Raw genomic sequence first — 20,151 nt, forward strand, 5'->3', positions numbered from 1 at the left:
AAGATGTAAGAAAGTGTCTACTTTTGAGATGTTCGAAATTCTCCAATGGTTACTCCTTTGTATGCTAGGAAAGTTTTATTTAAATGGCTAGCATCAGTAAATCCAAGTTCTGAAGCAATTTCAGAGAAATGTAAATCTGTGTATTTTAAACGTGTTTCAGCTAATTTCAATTTATAATTAAGGATATATTTTTTAAGACTGATATCCATTTGTTTCTTGAAATATTGTCCAATATAATTGTCTGCAATATTAAATTTTTCAGCTAAAGTTTTGTTCGTAATTAAATCTGACTCATAGATATGGTGATGAATATAATTGATGATATCCTGGATTTTAGAATTTTGATGTTTTGAAGATTTCAATGTAGCTGCCTGACTTGCATTTCTTGCTATAACACGCAATATTGTGGATAATGTATTTTGAACTATAATAGCATCGAAGAATTGTTTGTCTTGATTTTCTTCATAAAGCATTTTCATTAACGAGGCTAGGTTTTGTTTATCTGATTTTGACTGAAATTCAAATTCTTCTAACCGGCTTTCGTTACTCAAAACTGTCTCAATCTTTCTAAACCAATCATTAACTGGGATAGTTGAATTATTAAAAAAGCTTTTTAAAAATTTTATAGTTGTTCCTGTAGTGGGGGTATCTACTTGTAATATATATACGTCATCTGGTATAAAAACAAAAAAACTATTAGGGTGATATGAAACATTACTTCCATTAATCTTTATTGTACCATTTCCTTTTATGAAATGTACAACTTCAAAAAAACGAATACTAGTATATTGACAAAAATCGAAAAAAGTCATTTTCTCAAAATGTTGAATTACAATATTGTCAAAAATTGTTCTTGGCATAATAACAAATATACCTTTTTAGCAACTCTGCCACAAACATACCTCACCACTCTTCTAAACGACAATTTAGTTGTGAATTCATCTTACTTAAAAATATAGAAAACGAATTAAATCTTTAGTTTTTAAATATTTACTAAAAAACTAGTCATTCAAGATTTTCACATACCCATATTTTAATAACCACATGATATGCCTGCTTACTTTTTCTAAAGATAGCTCATCACTCTTTATTTGTTTTTTTAGCGCCCCAAATTCCTGGCTTACGCATTCATGTAAATTACTTATAACACTATATAATACAGGAATAGAAAGGTCGTTAAACGAGTCGTAATAGGAAATAAGTGATTGTTCTTTATTCGCTATTTTTTTTCCTTGTTCTGAAAGTATTATTTGTGTTGTATTACTTATTTTTTTTGAAGCATAGTGATTGAAATTTTTATAAAAAGCCGGAATCTCATATGTTTTTATAAAATCTATAGTAGTATTCTGCTTGCTGGCTCTTTCTAATTGTTTTTCCCAAAGTTGTTCATGCAGGTAAATACTATTTTTCCAATCATAAATTTTTAAAGCTCGTTCTCTGGATTTTTTACTCATTTGTGAGCATAGTGATGGAAAATCTAATAGCATTTGTAATGCTTTTTGGTAGGCTTCTAAATCAATAGCTATGGTTTGGGCAAATTCAAAATGATCCATTAGATTGTAGTTGTCATATATTCCTGATTTGATTGTTATTTCCTCATCTAAATCAGACATATACGTTGGAATCAAAAAACCAGTTTCACCATGTTGTACGGTATCTTTATAACCATTCCAATCAGATACTACCTGTGGAACTCCGCTAGCCATCGCTTCTATAGGAGTAATTCCAAAGGTTTCCTGAATGTTATCTGCAGGAGAAACAAATACGTCTGCACAGGAATGATATAAATGACGTTCTGATGTAGGCAAAGGCCTAATTAAAATGACGTGATCATTTAATTGACGATCACGGATACATTCGTCGATAATTTTATTAAAAATAACTTCACCAGTACCTCCAAGCACTAACCTTATTTTCTTTTCAGGATTCTCTTTTATAAGATTCTGAAGAATTATTAATAACGGTAACAAGTCTGCTTTGTCTAAAGGTGAAATTCTACCAATCCACAATATAATAAATGCATCTAATGGAAGCCCAAGCTTATGTCTTAGCTCTTTTTTATCTCTTGGCTTAAAAACTGTAGTATCAATTCCTATAGGGATTACCTCTGTATCCCCTTTAAAACCTAAATCAATATTATGAGAGTTTTTTAATCTTTCACAAACATGGTCAAAAATAGTATGTAATGCTTTTTGAGCTGCTGTACTGGTACATATAATCGTATCATAATCATGTATTTTTTTTAATAGAATTTCTAAGTACCAATCATGCAAAAGATATTGATAACTTAACACATGAAAAGTTGCGCTTATTGGGTAAGCTTTCGCACTGTATCGTTCACGTAAAGAAACTGCTTTAGAGAAATCTGCATCAGTTTCGTGCCAGATATCAAAATCAAACGTGTTATTTTTTACCTTCAGGTCATTAATATCGTTAATAGTAATAGATATATCTCCTCGTTGATTACTAATATCTAATAACTCCTTACGAGCATTAAAGATATTTTTTAAAAAGTCGAAAGTTTGATAAAATTGATAGCTCCTTGGTTTACCATGTAAAAGTAGTCCCTTTAGAAAATCATTCACAGCAATATCCCTTCCAAATATAGTTTCACCTTCTTTAACTGGAGGATAACTATTAAGATATATCCCTATATTATTTTTAATAATCGACTTCTTTGTCATCATATCATTACTAAATTTTCATTTTGTTTAGTAAACAAAGAATACATGGTGTACTCTAAAGCTATTACTGTATAAAAATCAATATTTGAATATTTGCTTCTTTGTCTATTATTAATATGCTTATGATAAGCACTTATAAATCTTTTTGGTTCTATATATCCCATATCTGCTAAACAAGAGTTCTTAAAAAGGTTATCAACCTTAATACTAGATTGTTGCAGAGCATGAGACATAACGGGTCCAAAATCTTCTGATTGTTTTGGGTGGCTAATTTTTCTTGAACACCCATGTTGAGTAAGAAATTCTCGTTGTAATCTCCGGTTTTTTCGCCAGGAAAAAGGAAGGCTTCTGCAAAAATTAATCAGTTCGGGTGTACAATATGGGCTTACTGGCCATATATTATTAGTAAGGTAAACAGGAGAACCATAGGCCACCGCCTCTATAGACGAATCTGACATTAATGACTTAGGTGCTCTTTTTATCGAATTCACGGTATCAGAATAAGTTTCATACAAGTCATTTTTTATAAATAACGGTACTTTATCTCTAGATAAATGAGCATTGGAGATGTATGATTTTTTGTCTACCTCATCCATTTCATCCCAATACGGAAAGAACAATTCATCACCGCCAAAACCTGTAAACAACACATTATCTTTCTTTTGTTGAGTTAATGATAACAGATGATTAAATGCTGCATGATAACATCCTTCCCAAGGAACCATTTCTGCATTGGTTACTCTATAGCTATTCTCTGAAAAAGGTAAAAACCCTTCTATATCTATACTCGTATCTTTATATCCAAATTTGGTTATCAACTCATCTCTTCTTGATATCTGCGCCTCTTTATATTCATCCATCACCAACAAACCATAAGTTTGTAATTTGCCTGAAATTAAAGAAGAAGCTAAAATAGAAACAATCCCAGAATCAAGGCCACTGCTTAATTCGGCAGATATTGTTTTAGTATCATCATGTACCCATCGTTTCATAGAATGATAAAGAATTTCTTTAAACATCCCTATAACATCTGCATTTGGTTTAAGTTCTTTAGCAAAAGGTTGTTCCACAGATGGAGGGTAGATAATTTCTAAAGTACCCTTCCCTTTCCATTGAGCCACAGATCGTTCTGTAAGCCTATGCATTTCGGGAAATATTGTTTTTTTTGAGTATGGCCTATAATATGTAATAAGATAATGAGAAACCAGTTCTTTATCTAATTGAAATGAAGAAAGGTTTTTATAATGTTCTTTAGGGTTCCAGTGCCCACGTAATGTATTTTTGCTTTCGACCAGGTAAATTGGAGCCACACCCCATTTGCCCGTGTGTATAGTAATAGTACTTTTATCTATTAACAAAGAAATATAATGCAATGACCACTTTGTAAGGCTCTTTTTTATTTGATAAAACTCAGTGTCACAAACATTTCGTAGCGCTTGATTTTCATTTGTTTTAATTACCTCTTGAGAATTACGCTCTCTAACCACAAATAAATATTGTCTTCCATTAGTAATAGCAAAAGACTCTAGTGATTGATGCGCAAATGGTTCTATATAGCTTTCTTTAAAACACCATCTTTTTGATGTTACTATACATGAGTGAGCAACATCCTTTAAATTAATCGAAAAACTAATCATAAGTAATCAAGGACAAGGCTGCCTAAAAATATCCTCTCACTATACTATGAGGGGAATAGAGAAAAACCCTTGGTTTTCAATATATTTTTAGTTTTTTCGAATGGAAATAAGTTTATTATTATTAGAACAGCCCCATCTTAGTTTCGGTTACCCGTTCTTTTTACCTTGAGCATCTCTATCCCCATCTCTTTTCCCTCTCAATTCTACCATTGATGAGTTTCTTTCTGGAGAGAAAGTTTTGCTTTTAAAAAGATCTTCTCCTGTGGGTACATTGTTGTTAATTTTCATAATATCAGTTTTAAGAATTAATAATTTACATCATAAATATAGCTTATCAATGAGAGATAAGAAATACGTATTTATACGGGAAATTATATAACCATTCTTTATACGGTGATATATTCTAATCTTTTCACCAAGTTAAAATTGGCTTTCTAAAACACTCCTATTTTAACATTTCATTTCAACCATTATCAGCTTATACAACATACTATTGTATATCCTTTGTAAAACAAAAAAACCTGACAAGTTAAACTCATCAGGTTCATAAATAGACACTAAATTAAGGGCAACCTTTATAAAATCAAATCACTACTACTTATTAGCCTAATCCCTTAATTGCATCTATTTTAAAGATATCTAGTTCAAGGCCTACCCAATTACTATCCTTCCTTATTTTCATGATTCAAAACAATATTATTCATTACGTTTTTTAGTTTGACATCAATTTCTTTTAGGGCACCATCGATCTTATTAGAGTAATACTTATACTCTTTACCGTTAAAACGTAATGTAGTTATTGGCCGATCTCGTATTTTTTTAAATACCCGATCACCGTACGAATCTTTATTTAATATTCTTTTTAATTCTTTCAACTCCTGTTCTTCTAATTTCCTGCTGATATTTCCTTTTACAGAGACATGGTTTATCCCAGAATAAGAGATTGAACCATCATGATATATCCACAAATCATATACTGGGCATTTTCCTAAACAAGGCCCTTTTGAATAATATACCAGTGCTTCATCTTTTGAAACATTAGCGGAAGTACTTTTTGTAGATTGACAAGAAAATCCTACCATTATCAAAATCATCATTACACATTTCATACCATACCTATTTTAATATTGTCAAAATACAAGAGATTTGTTCTTTTCATTCAAAACACTCATATACTTCTCAATCATTTCAGTGCTTGTTATGGCGACCACAGTGCATTTTATCTTTGTTACCAAACGTATTTGCATTTTTCCATGATCCTGGAGCGGGCAAGAAGCTTCTACTACTTTTTGCTATATTTCCTCTAATATAATTTCGCAAATTTATCATTTCGGGATTATCATACATCTGTTGGATTTTTTGCTCTGCTCTACTATTTCCATGTACTCCGTTTGCTGTTGTTACGAACATAGCAAAGACCTCTGCAATATCTTCTCCTGGATTAGTAGACGCATATTGCGTTACATAGCGCTCTTTATATTTATCATAAAATTTTTGTGCATCATTTTCATTATTCACTTTTCGAAATTCTTCCCAGATATCGGCCCAATGATTTTGATATAGTTTATTGATATTAGAATTATCTCTAGAGCATCCTTCTCCTGTAAAGAAGCTTTTACAACCGCCTTGAGATACAGAAGAATCAACCTGTACTTTATCCAAAGTAATGATATGTCCAAATTCGTGCACTATGGTATATGCCAGTTCTCCTCTTGTATTGAACCCTCCTTGATATGCAAAATCTATGGCAATACCCATTTGCCATTTTGAAAGATCACGCGTTCTTTCTACCACATATCCAGCGGTTCCATCTTTTTCACCTGCAAAAATTACAAATTCACTCATTCTCGATCGGTAATTTGCAGGAATAATTCTTTTCACCAGATTCCATATTTCTTGATGTTTTTTAGTATCCTTTTGAAACTCTAGTAATTTTCCGGTTACTTTATAATCCTTTTCTTTTACTATTTTATCGCCTTCAACTTTATAAATGGTTATACTCCCGTCATCATCTTCAGTTCCACTATCAGTCCCCGTATTATTATTTTCCTCGGTATTTGTATTTGAATTCGGCTGTGGGCCTGCTGCTGCATCATCTTTACTACAAGATTGGATAGACATTATTACAATGCTCAGAAAAATGATCAGTATATAATTCCCCTTTTTCAGGCTCCTCATAGTTTAAGTTTAAAATTAAACATCCTTTCCTATACAACAGTAAACTTTTAAAACACCCTATTTTTTTTATTCACTTTTTTAAAAATTATCAATATTATCTTTTTAGAAATAGGGTAAAAGCAAAGTATACTGTTGTTATCGTATATGGAGATATCATTACACTAAAAACTTAATGTAGAAGACATCAATAGAAAGAAAAATAACATCTTTGTACATTTTTTCTTTAAATGCCGTAGTTTTGAAAAAAACGAAGTATTTCTTAAGATGTTAAAAAAACAAACGTTTGTTAGTGATAAAAACTTTAGACTAATTTTTGATAATCATTCTGAAGTGCTCCTGAATTTAATTTATTATAAGTGTGGAGATATGAAACAATCAAAAGATATAACAAAGGATACTTTTGTAAAACTTTTGAAAAATTGCAACACAGCATTTCTTAACTCCAACCAAAACAAAGAGAACTATTTCTATTGAAAGAAAAGATAAAAATTAGGGCGTACGGCATAACAGAAAATAAAAAATGAAAAAGTCTGATAACATAGATGATTTTTTAGCCAAATGGGCTAGTGGAGAATTATCCGAAGAAGAAATCAATGATTTCAAAAAATCTAAGGATTATATTTTATATGAAACTATTCTCGAAGGAACAAAGCTACTTGAAGTACCTAAAGTAGACGAGGGAAAACTTTTTGATCGTATTCAAAAAGACATCTCCAAAGAGAAAAAAGTCTTCTCCTTGATTCCTGCATGGGCATACACAATCGCCGCAAGTATTGCGTTGATCATTGGGTACACTATATTTTTTAATCAAAACATTACGCATCAATCCGGATTTGGCGAGCAGTTAGCGATAACACTTCCTGATGGTTCTGAAGCTATTTTGAATGCTAAATCCAAACTGTATTATAAAAAAGGAAGCTGGGAAAATAAAGAACGAATCGTGTTTTTGGATGGTGAAGCCTTTTTTAAAGTAAAAAAGGGAAGTACGTTTACTGTACAATCTAAAACCAATTCTGTTTTGGTACTGGGGACACAATTTAACGTTAATACTATCCCAAATTTCTTTGAAGTAATCTGTTATGAAGGAAAAGTAAAAGTAAACAATAGTGATTCTTCAAAAATCATTACCAAAGGACAAGCGGTAAGAAGTGTCAACTCATCCTTTGAAGAATGGGAACTGAATGATGTTTCTCCATCATGGTTACTAGGAGAAAGTAGTTTTTCTAATACTCCATTACAATATGTAATATCAGCTTTGGAAAAACAGTATAGTATTACTATTCAAAGTAAGAATATTAATATAAATCAACGATATAGTGGAGGATTTACACACAATAATCTACAAAATGCTTTGCATACTATTTTTGATGCAATGGATATTAAGTTTATTTTTACAGATAAGAATACTATAGAATTGTCTGAAAAATAAATGAAATACTTCTTTTTGTTACTTATTTTTCTTTTTTCTCTATCTGCGAATGCTCAAGAAAAAAAGGAAGATTTACATTATACTAACATCTCAATAGATACTTTTCTAACCGAAATGGAAGAGCTGTTTGATGTGAAATTTTCTTATAATTCTTCATCATTCGCAAACATAGTGATTACGATAGATCAAGATGCCATATCTTTAAAAGAAATTATATCAATAATTTCCAATCAATACCCTATCCATTTTACACAAGTCGATGAACGATATTATATCGTAAAACTCAACAAAACAATTTCTTTTTGCGGTTATCTTATCGATAAGACCCACACCCCCGTGGAGGGGGCAACTATAATTAATGAGAGCAGAAAAACAGGGACTTTATCTGATAAAAAAGGTTTTTTTTCTTTAAAAAATAATAGCATATCAGATACCTTAACAATCTCTTATCTTGGATATAAAACTATTTCTATTCCTATTAAGAATGAAATCAACAAAAAATGTGATACCTATATTCTATCTCCAGAGGATTTTGTTTTAAACGAAGTAATTATAAAAGAGTATCTAACCTCAGGAATCGTAAAAACCAGAGATGGATCGGTTAAAATTCAACCTAATAATCTTAATATAATTTCGGGATTATCTGAACCTGATATCCTGCAAAATATTCAACTTTTACCAGGTATTGAAAGTCCACTTGAAACTGCATCAGGAATTTACATAAGAGGTGGTACACCTGATCAAAATCTAATTTTATGGGATGGTATCAAAATGTATAACTCTGATCATTTTTTTGGACTCATTTCTGCTTTCAACCCTTATATCACTAAAGACATCACAATATATAAAAGCGGTACTCAGCCTATTTATGGAGATCGGGTTTCGGGAGTTATTGATATCAAAACTGATCAAAACGTTCCTGAGAAAATACAAGGTGGTTTAGGGGTTAATATGACACATGCCGATAGTTATTTAAAATTTCCGGTATCAAAAAAATTTGGTGTGTTACTATCCGCAAGAAGATCGATTACAGATGTTATAGAAACTCCCACAATTAATACTTATTCTGATCGGACTTTTCAAAACACCAATATTACTGCCAATAGATCTTTATTTAATCCGCAGTTTTCAGAAAAAAAAGAATTATTTTATTTTACCGATGTCACTTTGAAGTTGATTGCAAATCTTTCTGAAAAGCATAATATCGCAATTTCTAATTTGTTAACCCAAAACAAACTTGATTATTCTTTTCAGGATATTGATTTTGTAGATATGTCGAGTGATCAGCTTACTATCAAAAATTTTGGAACAAACGTTTCTTGGAAAAGCAAGTGGAATACTCAATTCTCAACTGAAACTCAACTTTCATATTCTGAATACACACTTGAATATGATGGGAGGAACCTCTTTATTAATCAAGATCAAACTGTTAGAAAAGAAAATACCATCAAAGAGTATGGTTTGTTATTTCATTCTAGCTGGAACATCGATCCCTATTTTACTTTTTCTAATGGATATCAGTTATATTCTAATATGGTAGCTTTTTATATAAAAGTTAATGATTCTGAAATCAGAAATTCAAAAGACAATCCCACTCATAGTTTTTATTCTAACTTACAATACAGTTCTCCTAAAAACTGGCTAATTAATTTTGGAGTAAGAGGAAGTTATTATTCTGGATTACAATCTACTTTTATAGAACCTAGGATCTATGCAGAACGAAAAATAGGAAAGCATTTTAGGATTAAAGGATCTGCAGAGGTAAAAAATCAATCTATTAGCCAGGTTATCGAGTTTGCCACTCTTAATTTTGGCCTCGAAAATCAGTTATGGGTGGCAGCACAAGAAGATGATATCCCATTATTGAGAAGTAAGCAATATACTTTGGGTACACTTTTTCATAAAAAAACCTGGAATATTGAGATTGACACCTATTACAAAAGAATAAAAGGACTTACCTCACTCACCAAGGGATTCGAATCTACCTTTGAAAATTTTTCTAAAGGAAAAAGTATTTCTAAAGGAGTTGATTTTTTAATCAAGAAGAAAGTTGGCAAATATTCAACTTGGCTAAGCTATTCTATTTCTGATACAGAATTTGTATTTAATGCCATTAATCAAGGTAAAGGGTTTAAAGGAAATAATAACATCGGCCATTCTTTTTCATGGTCACATGCTCTTCAATGGAAAAAATTTCAGTTTTCATTAGGATGGAAATATCGTACCGGTATCCCATATACCAGAGCATCGAGATATGTAACACGAAATGGTACACCTAAAATAATATACGCCCCTATAAATTCTAAATCTCTGCCTGATTATCACAGACTAGATTTTTCTGTAGTATATGATTTTAACTGGTCGTCAAAAAATGATAATATAAAAAGTCGCCTGGGTTTTTCTTTATTAAATCTATATGGAAGAAAAAATATTTTAGATCGAAGTTATCCTCTCTATAGAATACCTGATTCTGAAAATAATATTTCTTATGAATTAAGAGAAGTCGATAAATTGTCTTTAGGCATCACTCCTAATGTTACATTTAGATTGAGTTTTTAAATTACTATATATTATTGTTTCTCATATAAAACAAAAAAACTCCTCAAGTTTTGAGGAGTTTTTATCATGAGTATAAAGAATTAATTCAACTAGCTAGTTCATAAATTTTTGTATCAAAATCATTATTTAAAGAGATGTTTCTCCTTTGTTAGGATTATACACATAATTAAATGTATAATATTGTGACTTTTTAGAAGTATCTTCATCCTGATAATAACTCAGTATTTCTACTTTTACATAGTTACCGTTACGGGTTTTAAAAATAAGTATTTTTCCAGGAATTGGAGAGATCAAATGAGTTGGAGGTCCAGCATAATTATACCACCCCTTATCACTCACTGTAGGGATAGCAAATGCAGCATCTGCATCTTGAGTAAAAATAACATCTTTTGTACTGGTTACACCTGCAAATGTACCCGTAACTATTGCCGCTCCTACGCTACCATTACGTGTAGGTTCTTCTGCTGCACCAGTAACTGTCCCTCCATTAATTGCTATGGTAGTACCTCTAAATGCAACATCCCAATCGGTATCACTAGTCGTTGTTTTTCCAGTTTCAAAATCAAACTTGGTAAATACCCCGCCTATAGGATTTCCAGTTCCCTGACCACCTGTTTGTATAGCTTCAAGATTAGAAATTTTTTCGGATTTAACGGGTACTAGAGCAAGTGTATCATCATCACTGCTACACGAAACAAGCACTGTACTAAGTACTAAAAATAATATTGATAATTTTTTCATTGTCATGACATTTAAAATATTAAAATTGATAGTTAAGTTTTGCATATAATTGTATTCCCGGTAAGGTGGGAATGTTTTCTTCGGTATAATCAAAAAGATTATTTGCACCTATTTGTAGTGTGAATTTTTCATAAAAAGTTTTACTGGCAGCAATATTTGTTGTTACAAATCCATCGACAAAGCTAGTGTCATAATCATCAATAAGATCATTACCGTTAGTATCAAACAAAGCATATTTACTTCTATATAGCAGTCTTAAGTTTATATTTGCATTCGCGGAAACGATATCATAAAAAACTTTAAAGTTTGCATTATGTCGTGAACGATTCACAAGTCCAAAATATTCTGATCTCGAGACTAGCACTGTCTGGTTAGTTTCTGGATCACGAGCAAATACCTCATCATTTTTCACTTGTTTTTCTTTTTCTTTATCAAAAGCATAGAGTAACTGATAGCCTGCACTCAATCTTACATTATCGGTTATTCTATAGTTGGTATTAAGCTCTAGACCTGTAGTGTATATTTTATCAAAGTTGAAATAGCTAAACACATTTTGCCCATTAGTTTTACGAGCAATAACACGTGTATCAATCAAATTCTTAAAATCGTTTCTAAAGAGATTAAGTTCTGCATTCCATTGCTTTTTCTTATAGGTCAATCCTATGTTATATCCTATAGAGCTCTCTGCTTCTAGCGGGTCTTGTAAAGATGATTCAGGAACAACCACATCAAGAATTTGTCCCTGAGCTTGTAGTTCATTTAATTTTTCTAAAGCCACATTATATCCCAATATGGTGTATCCTACAGCAGAATTTGTAAAGTCAAAATAAAGCTGTCTAAAATCCGGAGCTTTAAAACCATAACCTATCGATGCTTTGGCAGCCAGTGCAGCTGTAATTTTATAACGTAATGCAAGCTTAGGACTAAACTGGTTGCTATATTCTGAATGGTTATCAAAACGCACCCCAGCAATGATGTTTAATCGTTCAATAAGATTTAAATCATATTGGGCATACGCATATTGGGAGTTAAAATCTACCTGTTTATCAAAAAAAGTACGATCTAGCTGATCGTATTGAAAACCTATCCCGGTAGTAAGTTTACTTCTATTTCTAAATGTATAAGTAGTTCGTATCTCGGGGCGTAATAACCGTTGATCAAAATCACTATCGCTTACAGTATCACCAGAGGCCTCATCTAACAGTTGTTCTTTAGCATTATAATTAGTATAATAAAGCTCGTATTGCGTAGCTAGATGATCACTCCATTTGTGATCGAGGCGTAAATGCCCGTTCCATTCCTGCTCCTCGCTATCTCCTTCAAAACTCATGGTATTTGCTATGAATCCCGCATCCTGATATTGCGTATATAAACGACCAGACAGAAACAACGAGAACTGGTCAGAAAAATCATAATACAGCCTACCATTAAATGTATAATTCTCAAATGGATTTACGGTCTGGCCCGCAGTATCCGGATTTAGATCATAACCCTCGCTAGAAAAACGGTTTGCAAAAACACCATAACCAAACTTCTTAATGCATTGCTTAATATCTACATTAATATCCTGCTGGGTATAGCTACCTATTCTATAGGAAGCATTCCCTGATAATACATCACTTTTTGGTTTCTCTGTAATGATATTAATTACACCACCCAAGGCATCAGAACCATAAAGACTACTAGATGGTCCTTTAACCACTTCGACTTGTTTTATATTACCGACAGTTAACCTGTTTACATCAAAATTTCCTGCTTTTCTACCTACCAGAGGAACACCATCTATGAGAATTAAAATATAATCCGAAGTAATTCCTTGAATTTGCACTCCTTCAAAACCGCTTTCATCAGCAACAGTAATAATACCTGTTTGCTCGTTTAGAATTTCATTAAGTCTAATGGTTCCTGATTGCTTAATTATTTCCTGAGAAACAATAGTAACCGGTAAAGGCAGCGAAGAAAGTTGTCGCTCTGTTCGAGTAGCAGTAAGAACCACTTCCTGTAGTTCATTAACCATAGTAGTATCTATAGCTTTTCCTTGTGAATACCCATTAATGATAACAAAACTCGTTAAAACCCAGATTATCAGACTTTCAATTTTCATTTTTATTTAGAATACTTCTTAATAGAGTGCAAATATATATTTATTTTTATTTATTCTAAATAAGAATAGATGTTTTGTTATCAAAATTATAGAAATAACTTACAAATCATGAAAACAATATTTTGCACACTTCTAGGAATACTATTACTATCTGCAGCAACTGCCCAGGTAAATAAAAAACAATTAGATCGCGAAGCCATTAAAAAAATGTGCGGTTGTTATGAGGTTACATTTAAGTATACCGAAACATTTGCTCCTGAGATCGATTATGAGAAAAAATTAGACTATTCTGCAGCAGCTTTAGAATGGGCCCAATTGATCGTTGATCAAGATGACAAATTATCAATACAACATTTACTCGTAGTGCATGATACTACAGTAATAAAACATTGGCGACAAGATTGGTTATATGAGAATCGCAATGTCTTCTATTATAATAAAGACAACTCATGGATTTTTAAAGAAATGGAAAAAAGCAACATTAAGGGACAATGGACTCAAAAAGTATATCAAGTTGATGATAGTCCGCGATATTCTGGTAGTGCTACCTGGATACATGCCGACGGAAAAACATATTGGGAAAATAAAACAGACTCTCCTTTACCCCGCCGGGAATACACAAAGCGTAAAGATTACAATGTTATGTTAAGAGGTAATAGACAAGAATTAACAGATTACGGCTGGTTACATGAGCAGGATAACGATAAAATTATAAGAAAAGAGGGGGAAGAAGACGTATTATTAGCTCAGGAAAAAGGATATAACACCTATAAAAAGATAGATGATTCTCGATGTAAACTTGCACAAGATTGGTGGAAAGAAAACAATAAACTATGGGAGAAAGTACGAACCGTATGGACAGATGTTTATAATCGCAAAGGTAGCTTGACTATGCAAAAAGCAGTCGATAAACAACCCTTATTCATGCATTTCTATTCGCTTGACAATAGTAGTTCAACAGATGATATAAAAAGTATCATCGATAAATTCATTGTTAACTAATGGTCTTTGACAATACATTTTGGCTAAGTTCTAAAAAGCATATTATTTACTACTATGTTTTTAAATTCCATCCAGGCAGTATTGGAAGCAAAGGCTATAGCTGCTACGGTTGCCATTTTACTGGTTGAATTTTTTATTTTTTCTAAGACTAAAAACCAATTCAGATAATTCTGAAGGTATTTTGTTGCCACTCCATTGAAGGGCTCCATAAATTTCCTTAGACGCATATCCATATTATTCACATTTTGTACGTGATATATTTTGTCAACAGCTCTTTGACCCTTCGAAGCATTAAATTTTTTGTGTGCTACCTTCTTGTCTTTTGCAAATGCAGTATAGCTTCTGTGACTGTCGCTACAAAGGGTTTCTACTTTAGCCAACTTCCCTTGTAATATAGTCTCCAAGTCACTTTTACTAATGCGACCTCTGGTAGCTACTTTGAAATCTTTGTTCCCTGATCGGTCACAACTGGCTATCACAGCTACTTTTTCATTACTGAGACCAGCTTTACTTGCCTTTGCGCCACGTTTTCTAGCAGGACGATCCAAATTTCGATTCCCTTTTTCAGAGTAAGCAAAGAAAAGATCATCACTCTCTAGGATTCCTTGGAATTCATCCACACTTACGCTCCCAAAGGAGACAAGTAATTTGTGCCTCCAATCAAAAGAAGTCTGAATAGAAATCCCTGTTTCTTTGGCACTCTTGCGAATACTATATCCAGAGAGTAAACAGAATAAATAACGATTAACTTTGTCTTTCTTCTTGAGGTTGTACCAGAACTTACCGGTAGTTTCACTAAAGTTTTTATGACAAGTATTACAAACATAGCGCTGTACTCCTTTGAGCTTACCATTAGCCTTAATTTTATTGCACTTACAATGAGGACAGCTTATGGCTTTACTCTGATTGCTATCAATCAGGGCTGAACCCTCAGTAGAGATCTCCAATAATGTGGAAACAATTTCTGATTGAACCAAAGCCGATGAACTAATGAAAAAATCTCTAAAATCTTCTGGTATCATTTCTCCGTTTTTATAAAGTAAAGATAAAACATATTCTAATTAGAACTTAGCCTACATTTTTAAAAAATACAGTAGCATTGCTAGTCATTGCTACTGTATTTATGGCTTTCTCTTCAATTGAGACAAAAGATATCCCTGAAAAAGTTATCATTAAAGTAAAAAAAGCTATTAATGATACCTATGAGGTAGCTTCATTTGACATGAAACCCATTACCGTACCCCAAAATATTGACAAACAAACCAAAATAGATTTTGGTAATGAGAGGCTCGTTAGCATAAAAAACAATGAAACCATTATAGGGTATGCTTATATAGGTGAAACTGCCAGTATGAAGAATCTTTTTGATTATGTGATTTTTTTTGAACCTGATCTACGTATCAAAAAATCAAAAGTTCTGATTTATCGAGAAGATTATGGAAGACAAATAGGTAGCCAACGTTGGCTAAAACAATTTATTGGTTTACAAATAAGTGATACTATTGAGTATGGTGGAAATATCGATGCTATTTCTGGCGCAACGATTTCGGCTAGATCAATGACAATCGCTACCCAAAATGTCCTAAAATCTATCGCAATTCTTAAAGAGAATACTATATTTTGATGTCGTCACTACACCCATGCTACAAAAAAAGAGGACTTTTCAGATAACTTCTTTTGTTGATGATGCATGCATTAAATATGTGATTTTTCACTCTCCAACTTTGTAAATCTTAAAGATTTATGAAGTTGAGTCAAAAAAGATTTTTATTAATAAAACTTATGCGAAATAAATCTCAATCATTGGTTTATCTTAAACAGAATCAAAGGAAAGAGGTCGTAAAGAACATACATATAATAGTAGTTAAACTGTTATTCTGGACTTGATCCAGAATCTATTATATACTTAGGTATAGATCTTACCGAGCCCATAAGTGCTTAATACAAGAGTAAGTGAAGTACGAGAATAATAAGAGATCGATCCTGAAACTAATCCCGAAACAGGTTTTAATACACTATTTTATGATTACTTTTAAACCGTAACTTCTTACAACCAACTCTATAAAACACACAATATAAATTACTGAATCTTAGATTTTTAGACTATTATCATGGAATTTAACATAGAAATACTACAAAAAAAAATAAAAAAAAAGGAGAAATATCTTACGGGAAACCGTAATTATTTGAAAGCTTCTTACTATATTGTGCTTTAGGAAAATAGAACTACTAAAAAAGATAAAATAGTTCGTTTTATATTTTTTGGACACAAATATCTAATAGAAATAATATATAAGGATTTAGGGTTAAATCATTCAGAATCATATCCTTTTTTGAGCTATTTACTCTAAAAACATCCTTATAATGGTTGGTTTATTAAATCAATCGTTATTCAGACCCTGCTTTTGTTGGCTCGCCAAAGTTTTACAATTGCGGGGTTGTTTCTGTTTTATAGCTACTTGAGATAGCCTTTTACGATTGATATCTGCATGTAATTGTTGCTTTTTTAAACCAACAATCTCAATTATTTTAAGTATTACCTCAAATTTAAAGCTAATAAACGACAATTCCATATGGATTTCCGTAATAAAAGCGTTAAACTAATGTGAATCTGGTGTTTTTAAAATTTAAAATTCTGATTTTTAAATACTTATATTTAAGCATCTCCATTACATTATCTGGTAGTACTTCCTATTAGTTCAAGTACTTCATCAAGCTCCATACTGGATTTATAGTAGGATTCAATTACTACTTCCATAAATTCTAAATATAAAATGTAAAAATTGAAAGAAGATTTTTTTAGTCTCAGGCTACTGAAACCAGGCACCTATCTCCCTAAGCTCTTTATTAAACTCAGTGTAGGGTTTGCAGAGGAACCGACTTATAAAAGTCCTAAATCTTTGGTCATTGCCACCAGATGAATGGCATTTTTGGCTTTAAAATTATATTTCAATTTATTAAGTCGCTTTTCTATAGAGCTTGTACTATTAGGGGAAATTTGATTCTTCTTAAAATAATCCCCTATCTCCTCCTGGGTAAGGCCATCAGACAAATGCTTTAATAATAAAATATCATAATCCTGGAGTTCGAAAACATTATTCTTACTCATTGCACTTTCTAACTGTGGGGATACATATCGAATGTTATTAAACACATCGGTAACAGATTTTACCAATTCGTTTAGTCCATAGCGTCCTTTGCACACATAGCCATCTATGCTTTGTTCTGCAAAAAACGATTTAATTTTACCGGGTCTATCTTCCATAGAATATATAATAACTTTAACATTAGGTTGGATCTCTCGTATGGCTTCTACAAGTTCAATCCCCGAAGCCAATTTTCGTTCTCTGTGGCTCTCTTTAAACGAAAGATCTGTGATCAACAGATCAAAAGGGGTATGATCACTAATTGCTCTTCTAAATTTTAGGAGCGCATCATCACAATATTGTGCTTGTTGTATTTCATCAATCCCAGTTCTTTCTCGAAGAATATGTGCGATACCATGGCTAATACTACCAAGATCTTCTGTGACTAAAACTTTCTTAAACATAAGCTCTATATTATAATTAATTCGGAAAATTTATCTTTGCTTTAAAGCCTTTTCCTTTCTCTGAATCAAAGATAAATGATCCTCCGATCGTTTTAATACGGTTTTCCGTATTTTGGAGTCCGTTACTATATATTATTTCTTCTTTAGATACGCCAACACCGGTGTCAGCATACGTGATTACTATACCTTTGGGCGTTTTCTTAAATGTAATCGCTACCAGTTCGGCATGACTATGTTTTTTCATATTTACCATTAATTCTTGCAAAGTACGGTGTACAATGATCTTTTTTTCTGGATTTATCGCCTGCCAGTTGATCTCATCTATATCTTTAATAATGATCTTGGTACCATTGGTACTATAGCTACTTAGCATACCATTAAGTTCTGTAGCGTATTCCTCACCGGTTCTAAAACTATTATGCTCCCTAGAGATATCCCGGGTAGTATGGTATATTTCTTCTAATTTATCTAATACCCCAGGATCATTTTGATCATTCTGCATTTGCATCATCACCTGGTATACATCATTGGCCAGCTCATCATGTAGTTTTTTAGAGATCCGTGCTTCTGCATTATACACCTCCCGTATTTTTTCTCGGCGCAGTCGTTGTCTATACAAATAGAACACCAATCCTCCTCCCAAAAGAATAAACAAGGTACTAAACAAATAAATAACCTGTTGTCGTTCTTTTCTGGCCGTTTCTGCTTTTAGGATCAGGTTCTCATTGGTGAGTTTATCATTCTCATACCGAGTTACCGCATAAATCTCCCGGTTGCTTTGGTTTATTTCTTGTATTTTTTTATGAATTCGGTCATACTCCTTTGCTTCTTCATTCGTTTTTTCTTTTAGCTTAAATATAAATCCTAAGGCTTCTAAGAGTGATGATAAGCTATGTTGTTCTTTTGCATTATAATAAGCAGCTTCAGCATATTGTAATGCCTTTTTTTTATCCCTATCTAGATAATACTTTGTCAAATAAATCCAACTTGTAATCGACCCTGTAACATCATTTATTTCTTGCTGTTTTTCTAATCCAATAAGTAATAGTTTTTCAGAATCTTTATTGTTTTTATCTTCTTGCCATTGTACATACCCTAAATTGCCTAACACTCTTGCATATTCTCTTTGATCTCGTTGTACTATAGAATCGGAAGCCAATGTTTTTAACATCTTTATTGCTTCAAGATAGTTTCCTTGATTTGCTAATATCAAGGCTTTGGTATTTTTAAAAATCAAAATATTTTTGATTCCTATAGTTTTTATAGATACACTGTCTTTACCAAGTGCTAAAGCTTGTTTATTATATTTTATGGCCTCTGAATAATTTTTTTGCACCCTATTCGCTACTGAAATAATATGATATAATCCTGCAAGATTTCTTAAATCGGAAGTGTGTTCTAAATAAGTTACCCCATCTACAGCCGTAGTTTTACTCCCAGAATAGTCTCCTAAAAATGTCTGAATATTTGCCATTTGAAGTAAACTTCTACCTGCTCTTATTGTATCTTTAACAATTCTGTATATTTTAAAGGCTTCATTATGGTGGTTAAAAGCTTTTACTAATTCATTATTCCTTCTATAGTAAATTCCTAGTTTAGTATAGGCCTTTACCATATACACAGTATCTTTATTTTGCTTTGCTATATCGTATAACTGATTAGAATATATGATAGCACTATCATATTGTTTAATCTGGCCTAATAATTTTGTTTTCCGCATCAACCCAATATAGAGTAAAGAATCCTGTTGAAACTTCTTCGCTCCTTTTAAAAAAGTGGTAACATGTTTCAACCGTTCTGGTACCGATAAAGAATCTGTTTTACTTAAGTTATAATAATAAGCAAGATTATCTAGTTCGTTTTGAGATAGAGATGCTTTTAATTTTGTTTGGCCAAAAATAGACTTAGCACTACATAAAAGTAGTAGTACTATCATCATAATAAAGAAGGAATCGACACGCCAAAGTTTCATCCCTCTAAAATACTAAATATATTGGGTGTATATAATATAAAATATACTATATACACCCAATTTTAATTATTATTATTTAATAGATTTATTTTAGCCTTCATCTTCAGCATCAACAGTTCCATCACCTGTAGCAACTGTCTCGGCAGAGATATCTTCTGTATCGTTAATATTATCTGCAGTACAAGATGCAAGGTTTGCAGTGATAAATAGGGTCATAAGTAGGTATAAAAAAGTTCTCATAATATTTAATTTTTTTAAGATTTAACATGGGGATTGCCGTCTGGTTTTACACCAG

At 32.1% G+C, this 20,151-nt stretch carries 16 protein-coding genes; 4 read left to right on the plus strand and 12 right to left on the minus strand.

Annotated elements, in window-relative coordinates; all coding sequences use genetic code 11:
- Positions 1-17: 17 nt before the first annotated feature.
- The 6 genes from ATE84_RS01135 to ATE84_RS01155 form a co-directional block, all read right to left on the minus strand.
- Positions 18-860, minus strand: coding sequence for an AraC family transcriptional regulator (locus ATE84_RS01135; protein WP_101445104.1), 843 nt, complete (start codon positions 858-860; stop codon positions 18-20).
- 141 nt (positions 861-1,001) lie between these two features.
- Positions 1,002-2,687, minus strand: coding sequence for a glycosyltransferase family 4 protein (locus ATE84_RS01140; RefSeq protein ID WP_101445105.1), 1,686 nt, complete (start codon positions 2,685-2,687; stop codon positions 1,002-1,004).
- Positions 2,684-4,321 (minus strand): asparagine synthase-related protein, encoded by a 1,638-nt coding sequence (locus ATE84_RS01145; protein ID WP_101445107.1) that lies wholly within the window; start codon positions 4,319-4,321, stop codon positions 2,684-2,686. Before ATE84_RS01145 ends, ATE84_RS01140 begins: the two co-directional genes overlap by 4 nt.
- Positions 4,322-4,468: 147 nt before the next feature.
- Entirely contained in the window at positions 4,469-4,609 is a 141-nt protein-coding gene (locus ATE84_RS25965) for a hypothetical protein (protein WP_158237150.1), read from the minus strand.
- A gap of 374 nt (positions 4,610-4,983) precedes the next feature.
- Entirely contained in the window at positions 4,984-5,430 is a 447-nt protein-coding gene (locus ATE84_RS01150; RefSeq protein ID WP_101445109.1) for a DUF6438 domain-containing protein, read from the minus strand.
- Positions 5,431-5,509: 79 nt separating this feature from the next.
- Complete coding sequence (locus ATE84_RS01155; protein ID WP_101445111.1) at positions 5,510-6,442, minus strand: hypothetical protein; 933 nt, start codon at positions 6,440-6,442, stop codon at positions 5,510-5,512.
- 577 nt (positions 6,443-7,019) lie between these two features.
- Between ATE84_RS01155 and ATE84_RS01165 the strand changes: the two genes are divergently transcribed.
- Positions 7,020-7,928, plus strand: a complete 909-nt coding sequence (locus tag ATE84_RS01165) for a FecR family protein (protein ID WP_101445114.1) — start codon at positions 7,020-7,022, stop codon at positions 7,926-7,928.
- Positions 7,929-10,487 carry a carboxypeptidase-like regulatory domain-containing protein gene (locus ATE84_RS01170; protein WP_101445116.1) on the plus strand — a complete coding sequence of 853 codons (2,559 nt, stop codon included), beginning with the start codon at positions 7,929-7,931 and terminating at the stop codon, positions 10,485-10,487.
- A 126-nt stretch (positions 10,488-10,613) separates the two neighbouring features.
- On the opposite strand, the gene ATE84_RS01175 is transcribed toward ATE84_RS01170, so the two are convergent.
- A complete protein-coding gene (locus tag ATE84_RS01175) occupies positions 10,614-11,228 on the minus strand; it encodes an HmuY family protein (protein WP_101450764.1) in 615 nt (204 codons plus the stop codon).
- A 19-nt stretch (positions 11,229-11,247) separates the two neighbouring features.
- Positions 11,248-13,332 (minus strand): TonB-dependent siderophore receptor, encoded by a 2,085-nt coding sequence (locus tag ATE84_RS01180; RefSeq protein ID WP_101445118.1) that lies wholly within the window; start codon positions 13,330-13,332, stop codon positions 11,248-11,250.
- Between the two features lie 108 nt (positions 13,333-13,440).
- Here ATE84_RS01180 and ATE84_RS01185 point away from each other — a divergent pair, with 108 nt between their 5' ends.
- A complete protein-coding gene (locus ATE84_RS01185; RefSeq protein ID WP_101445120.1) occupies positions 13,441-14,334 on the plus strand; it encodes a DUF6607 family protein in 894 nt (297 codons plus the stop codon).
- Positions 14,335-14,357: 23 nt separating this feature from the next.
- On the opposite strand, the gene ATE84_RS01190 is transcribed toward ATE84_RS01185, so the two are convergent.
- Positions 14,358-15,356, minus strand: a complete 999-nt coding sequence (locus ATE84_RS01190) for an IS1595 family transposase (protein ID WP_101444842.1) — start codon at positions 15,354-15,356, stop codon at positions 14,358-14,360.
- A gap of 77 nt (positions 15,357-15,433) precedes the next feature.
- On the opposite strand from ATE84_RS01190, the gene ATE84_RS01195 reads away from it, so the two are divergent.
- Positions 15,434-15,958, plus strand: a complete 525-nt coding sequence (locus tag ATE84_RS01195; RefSeq protein ID WP_143273541.1) for an FMN-binding protein — start codon at positions 15,434-15,436, stop codon at positions 15,956-15,958.
- 1,257 nt (positions 15,959-17,215) lie between these two features.
- On the opposite strand, the gene ATE84_RS01205 is transcribed toward ATE84_RS01195, so the two are convergent.
- The 3 genes from ATE84_RS01205 to ATE84_RS25970 form a co-directional block, all read right to left on the minus strand.
- On the minus strand, positions 17,216-17,884 hold the full coding sequence (locus ATE84_RS01205) for a response regulator (protein ID WP_101445125.1): 669 nt from the start codon (positions 17,882-17,884) through the stop codon (positions 17,216-17,218).
- Positions 17,885-17,900: 16 nt separating this feature from the next.
- Complete coding sequence (locus ATE84_RS01210) at positions 17,901-19,856, minus strand: hypothetical protein (protein ID WP_143273542.1); 1,956 nt, start codon at positions 19,854-19,856, stop codon at positions 17,901-17,903.
- Positions 19,857-19,946: 90 nt separating this feature from the next.
- Positions 19,947-20,096 (minus strand): hypothetical protein, encoded by a 150-nt coding sequence (locus ATE84_RS25970; RefSeq protein WP_158237151.1) that lies wholly within the window; start codon positions 20,094-20,096, stop codon positions 19,947-19,949.
- Positions 20,097-20,151 lie beyond the last annotated feature (55 nt).

Origin of the sequence: Aquimarina sp. MAR_2010_214, assembly GCF_002846555.1 — a bacterium.
Taxonomy (GTDB): domain Bacteria; phylum Bacteroidota; class Bacteroidia; order Flavobacteriales; family Flavobacteriaceae; genus Aquimarina.

Coding starts and splice junctions, on each gene's coding strand:
- ATE84_RS01135 (WP_101445104.1), bottom strand. CDS start 860: ATGCCAAGAACAATTTTTGACAATATTGTAATTCAACATTTTGAGAAA.
- ATE84_RS25970 (WP_158237151.1), bottom strand. CDS start 20,096: ATGAGAACTTTTTTATACCTACTTATGACCCTATTTATCACTGCAAAC.
- ATE84_RS01145 (WP_101445107.1), bottom strand. CDS start 4,321: ATGATTAGTTTTTCGATTAATTTAAAGGATGTTGCTCACTCATGTATA.
- ATE84_RS01140 (WP_101445105.1), bottom strand. CDS start 2,687: ATGATGACAAAGAAGTCGATTATTAAAAATAATATAGGGATATATCTT.
- ATE84_RS01165 (WP_101445114.1), top strand. CDS start 7,020: ATGAAAAAGTCTGATAACATAGATGATTTTTTAGCCAAATGGGCTAGT.
- ATE84_RS01180 (WP_101445118.1), bottom strand. CDS start 13,332: ATGAAAATTGAAAGTCTGATAATCTGGGTTTTAACGAGTTTTGTTATC.
- ATE84_RS01155 (WP_101445111.1), bottom strand. CDS start 6,442: ATGTCTATCCAATCTTGTAGTAAAGATGATGCAGCAGCAGGCCCACAG.
- ATE84_RS01150 (WP_101445109.1), bottom strand. CDS start 5,430: ATGAAATGTGTAATGATGATTTTGATAATGGTAGGATTTTCTTGTCAA.
- ATE84_RS01175 (WP_101450764.1), bottom strand. CDS start 11,228: ATGAAAAAATTATCAATATTATTTTTAGTACTTAGTACAGTGCTTGTT.
- ATE84_RS01170 (WP_101445116.1), top strand. CDS start 7,929: ATGAAATACTTCTTTTTGTTACTTATTTTTCTTTTTTCTCTATCTGCG.
- ATE84_RS01190 (WP_101444842.1), bottom strand. CDS start 15,356: ATGATACCAGAAGATTTTAGAGATTTTTTCATTAGTTCATCGGCTTTG.
- ATE84_RS01205 (WP_101445125.1), bottom strand. CDS start 17,884: ATGTTTAAGAAAGTTTTAGTCACAGAAGATCTTGGTAGTATTAGCCAT.
- ATE84_RS01210 (WP_143273542.1), bottom strand. CDS start 19,856: ATGAAACTTTGGCGTGTCGATTCCTTCTTTATTATGATGATAGTACTA.
- ATE84_RS25965 (WP_158237150.1), bottom strand. CDS start 4,609: ATGAAAATTAACAACAATGTACCCACAGGAGAAGATCTTTTTAAAAGC.
- ATE84_RS01185 (WP_101445120.1), top strand. CDS start 13,441: ATGAAAACAATATTTTGCACACTTCTAGGAATACTATTACTATCTGCA.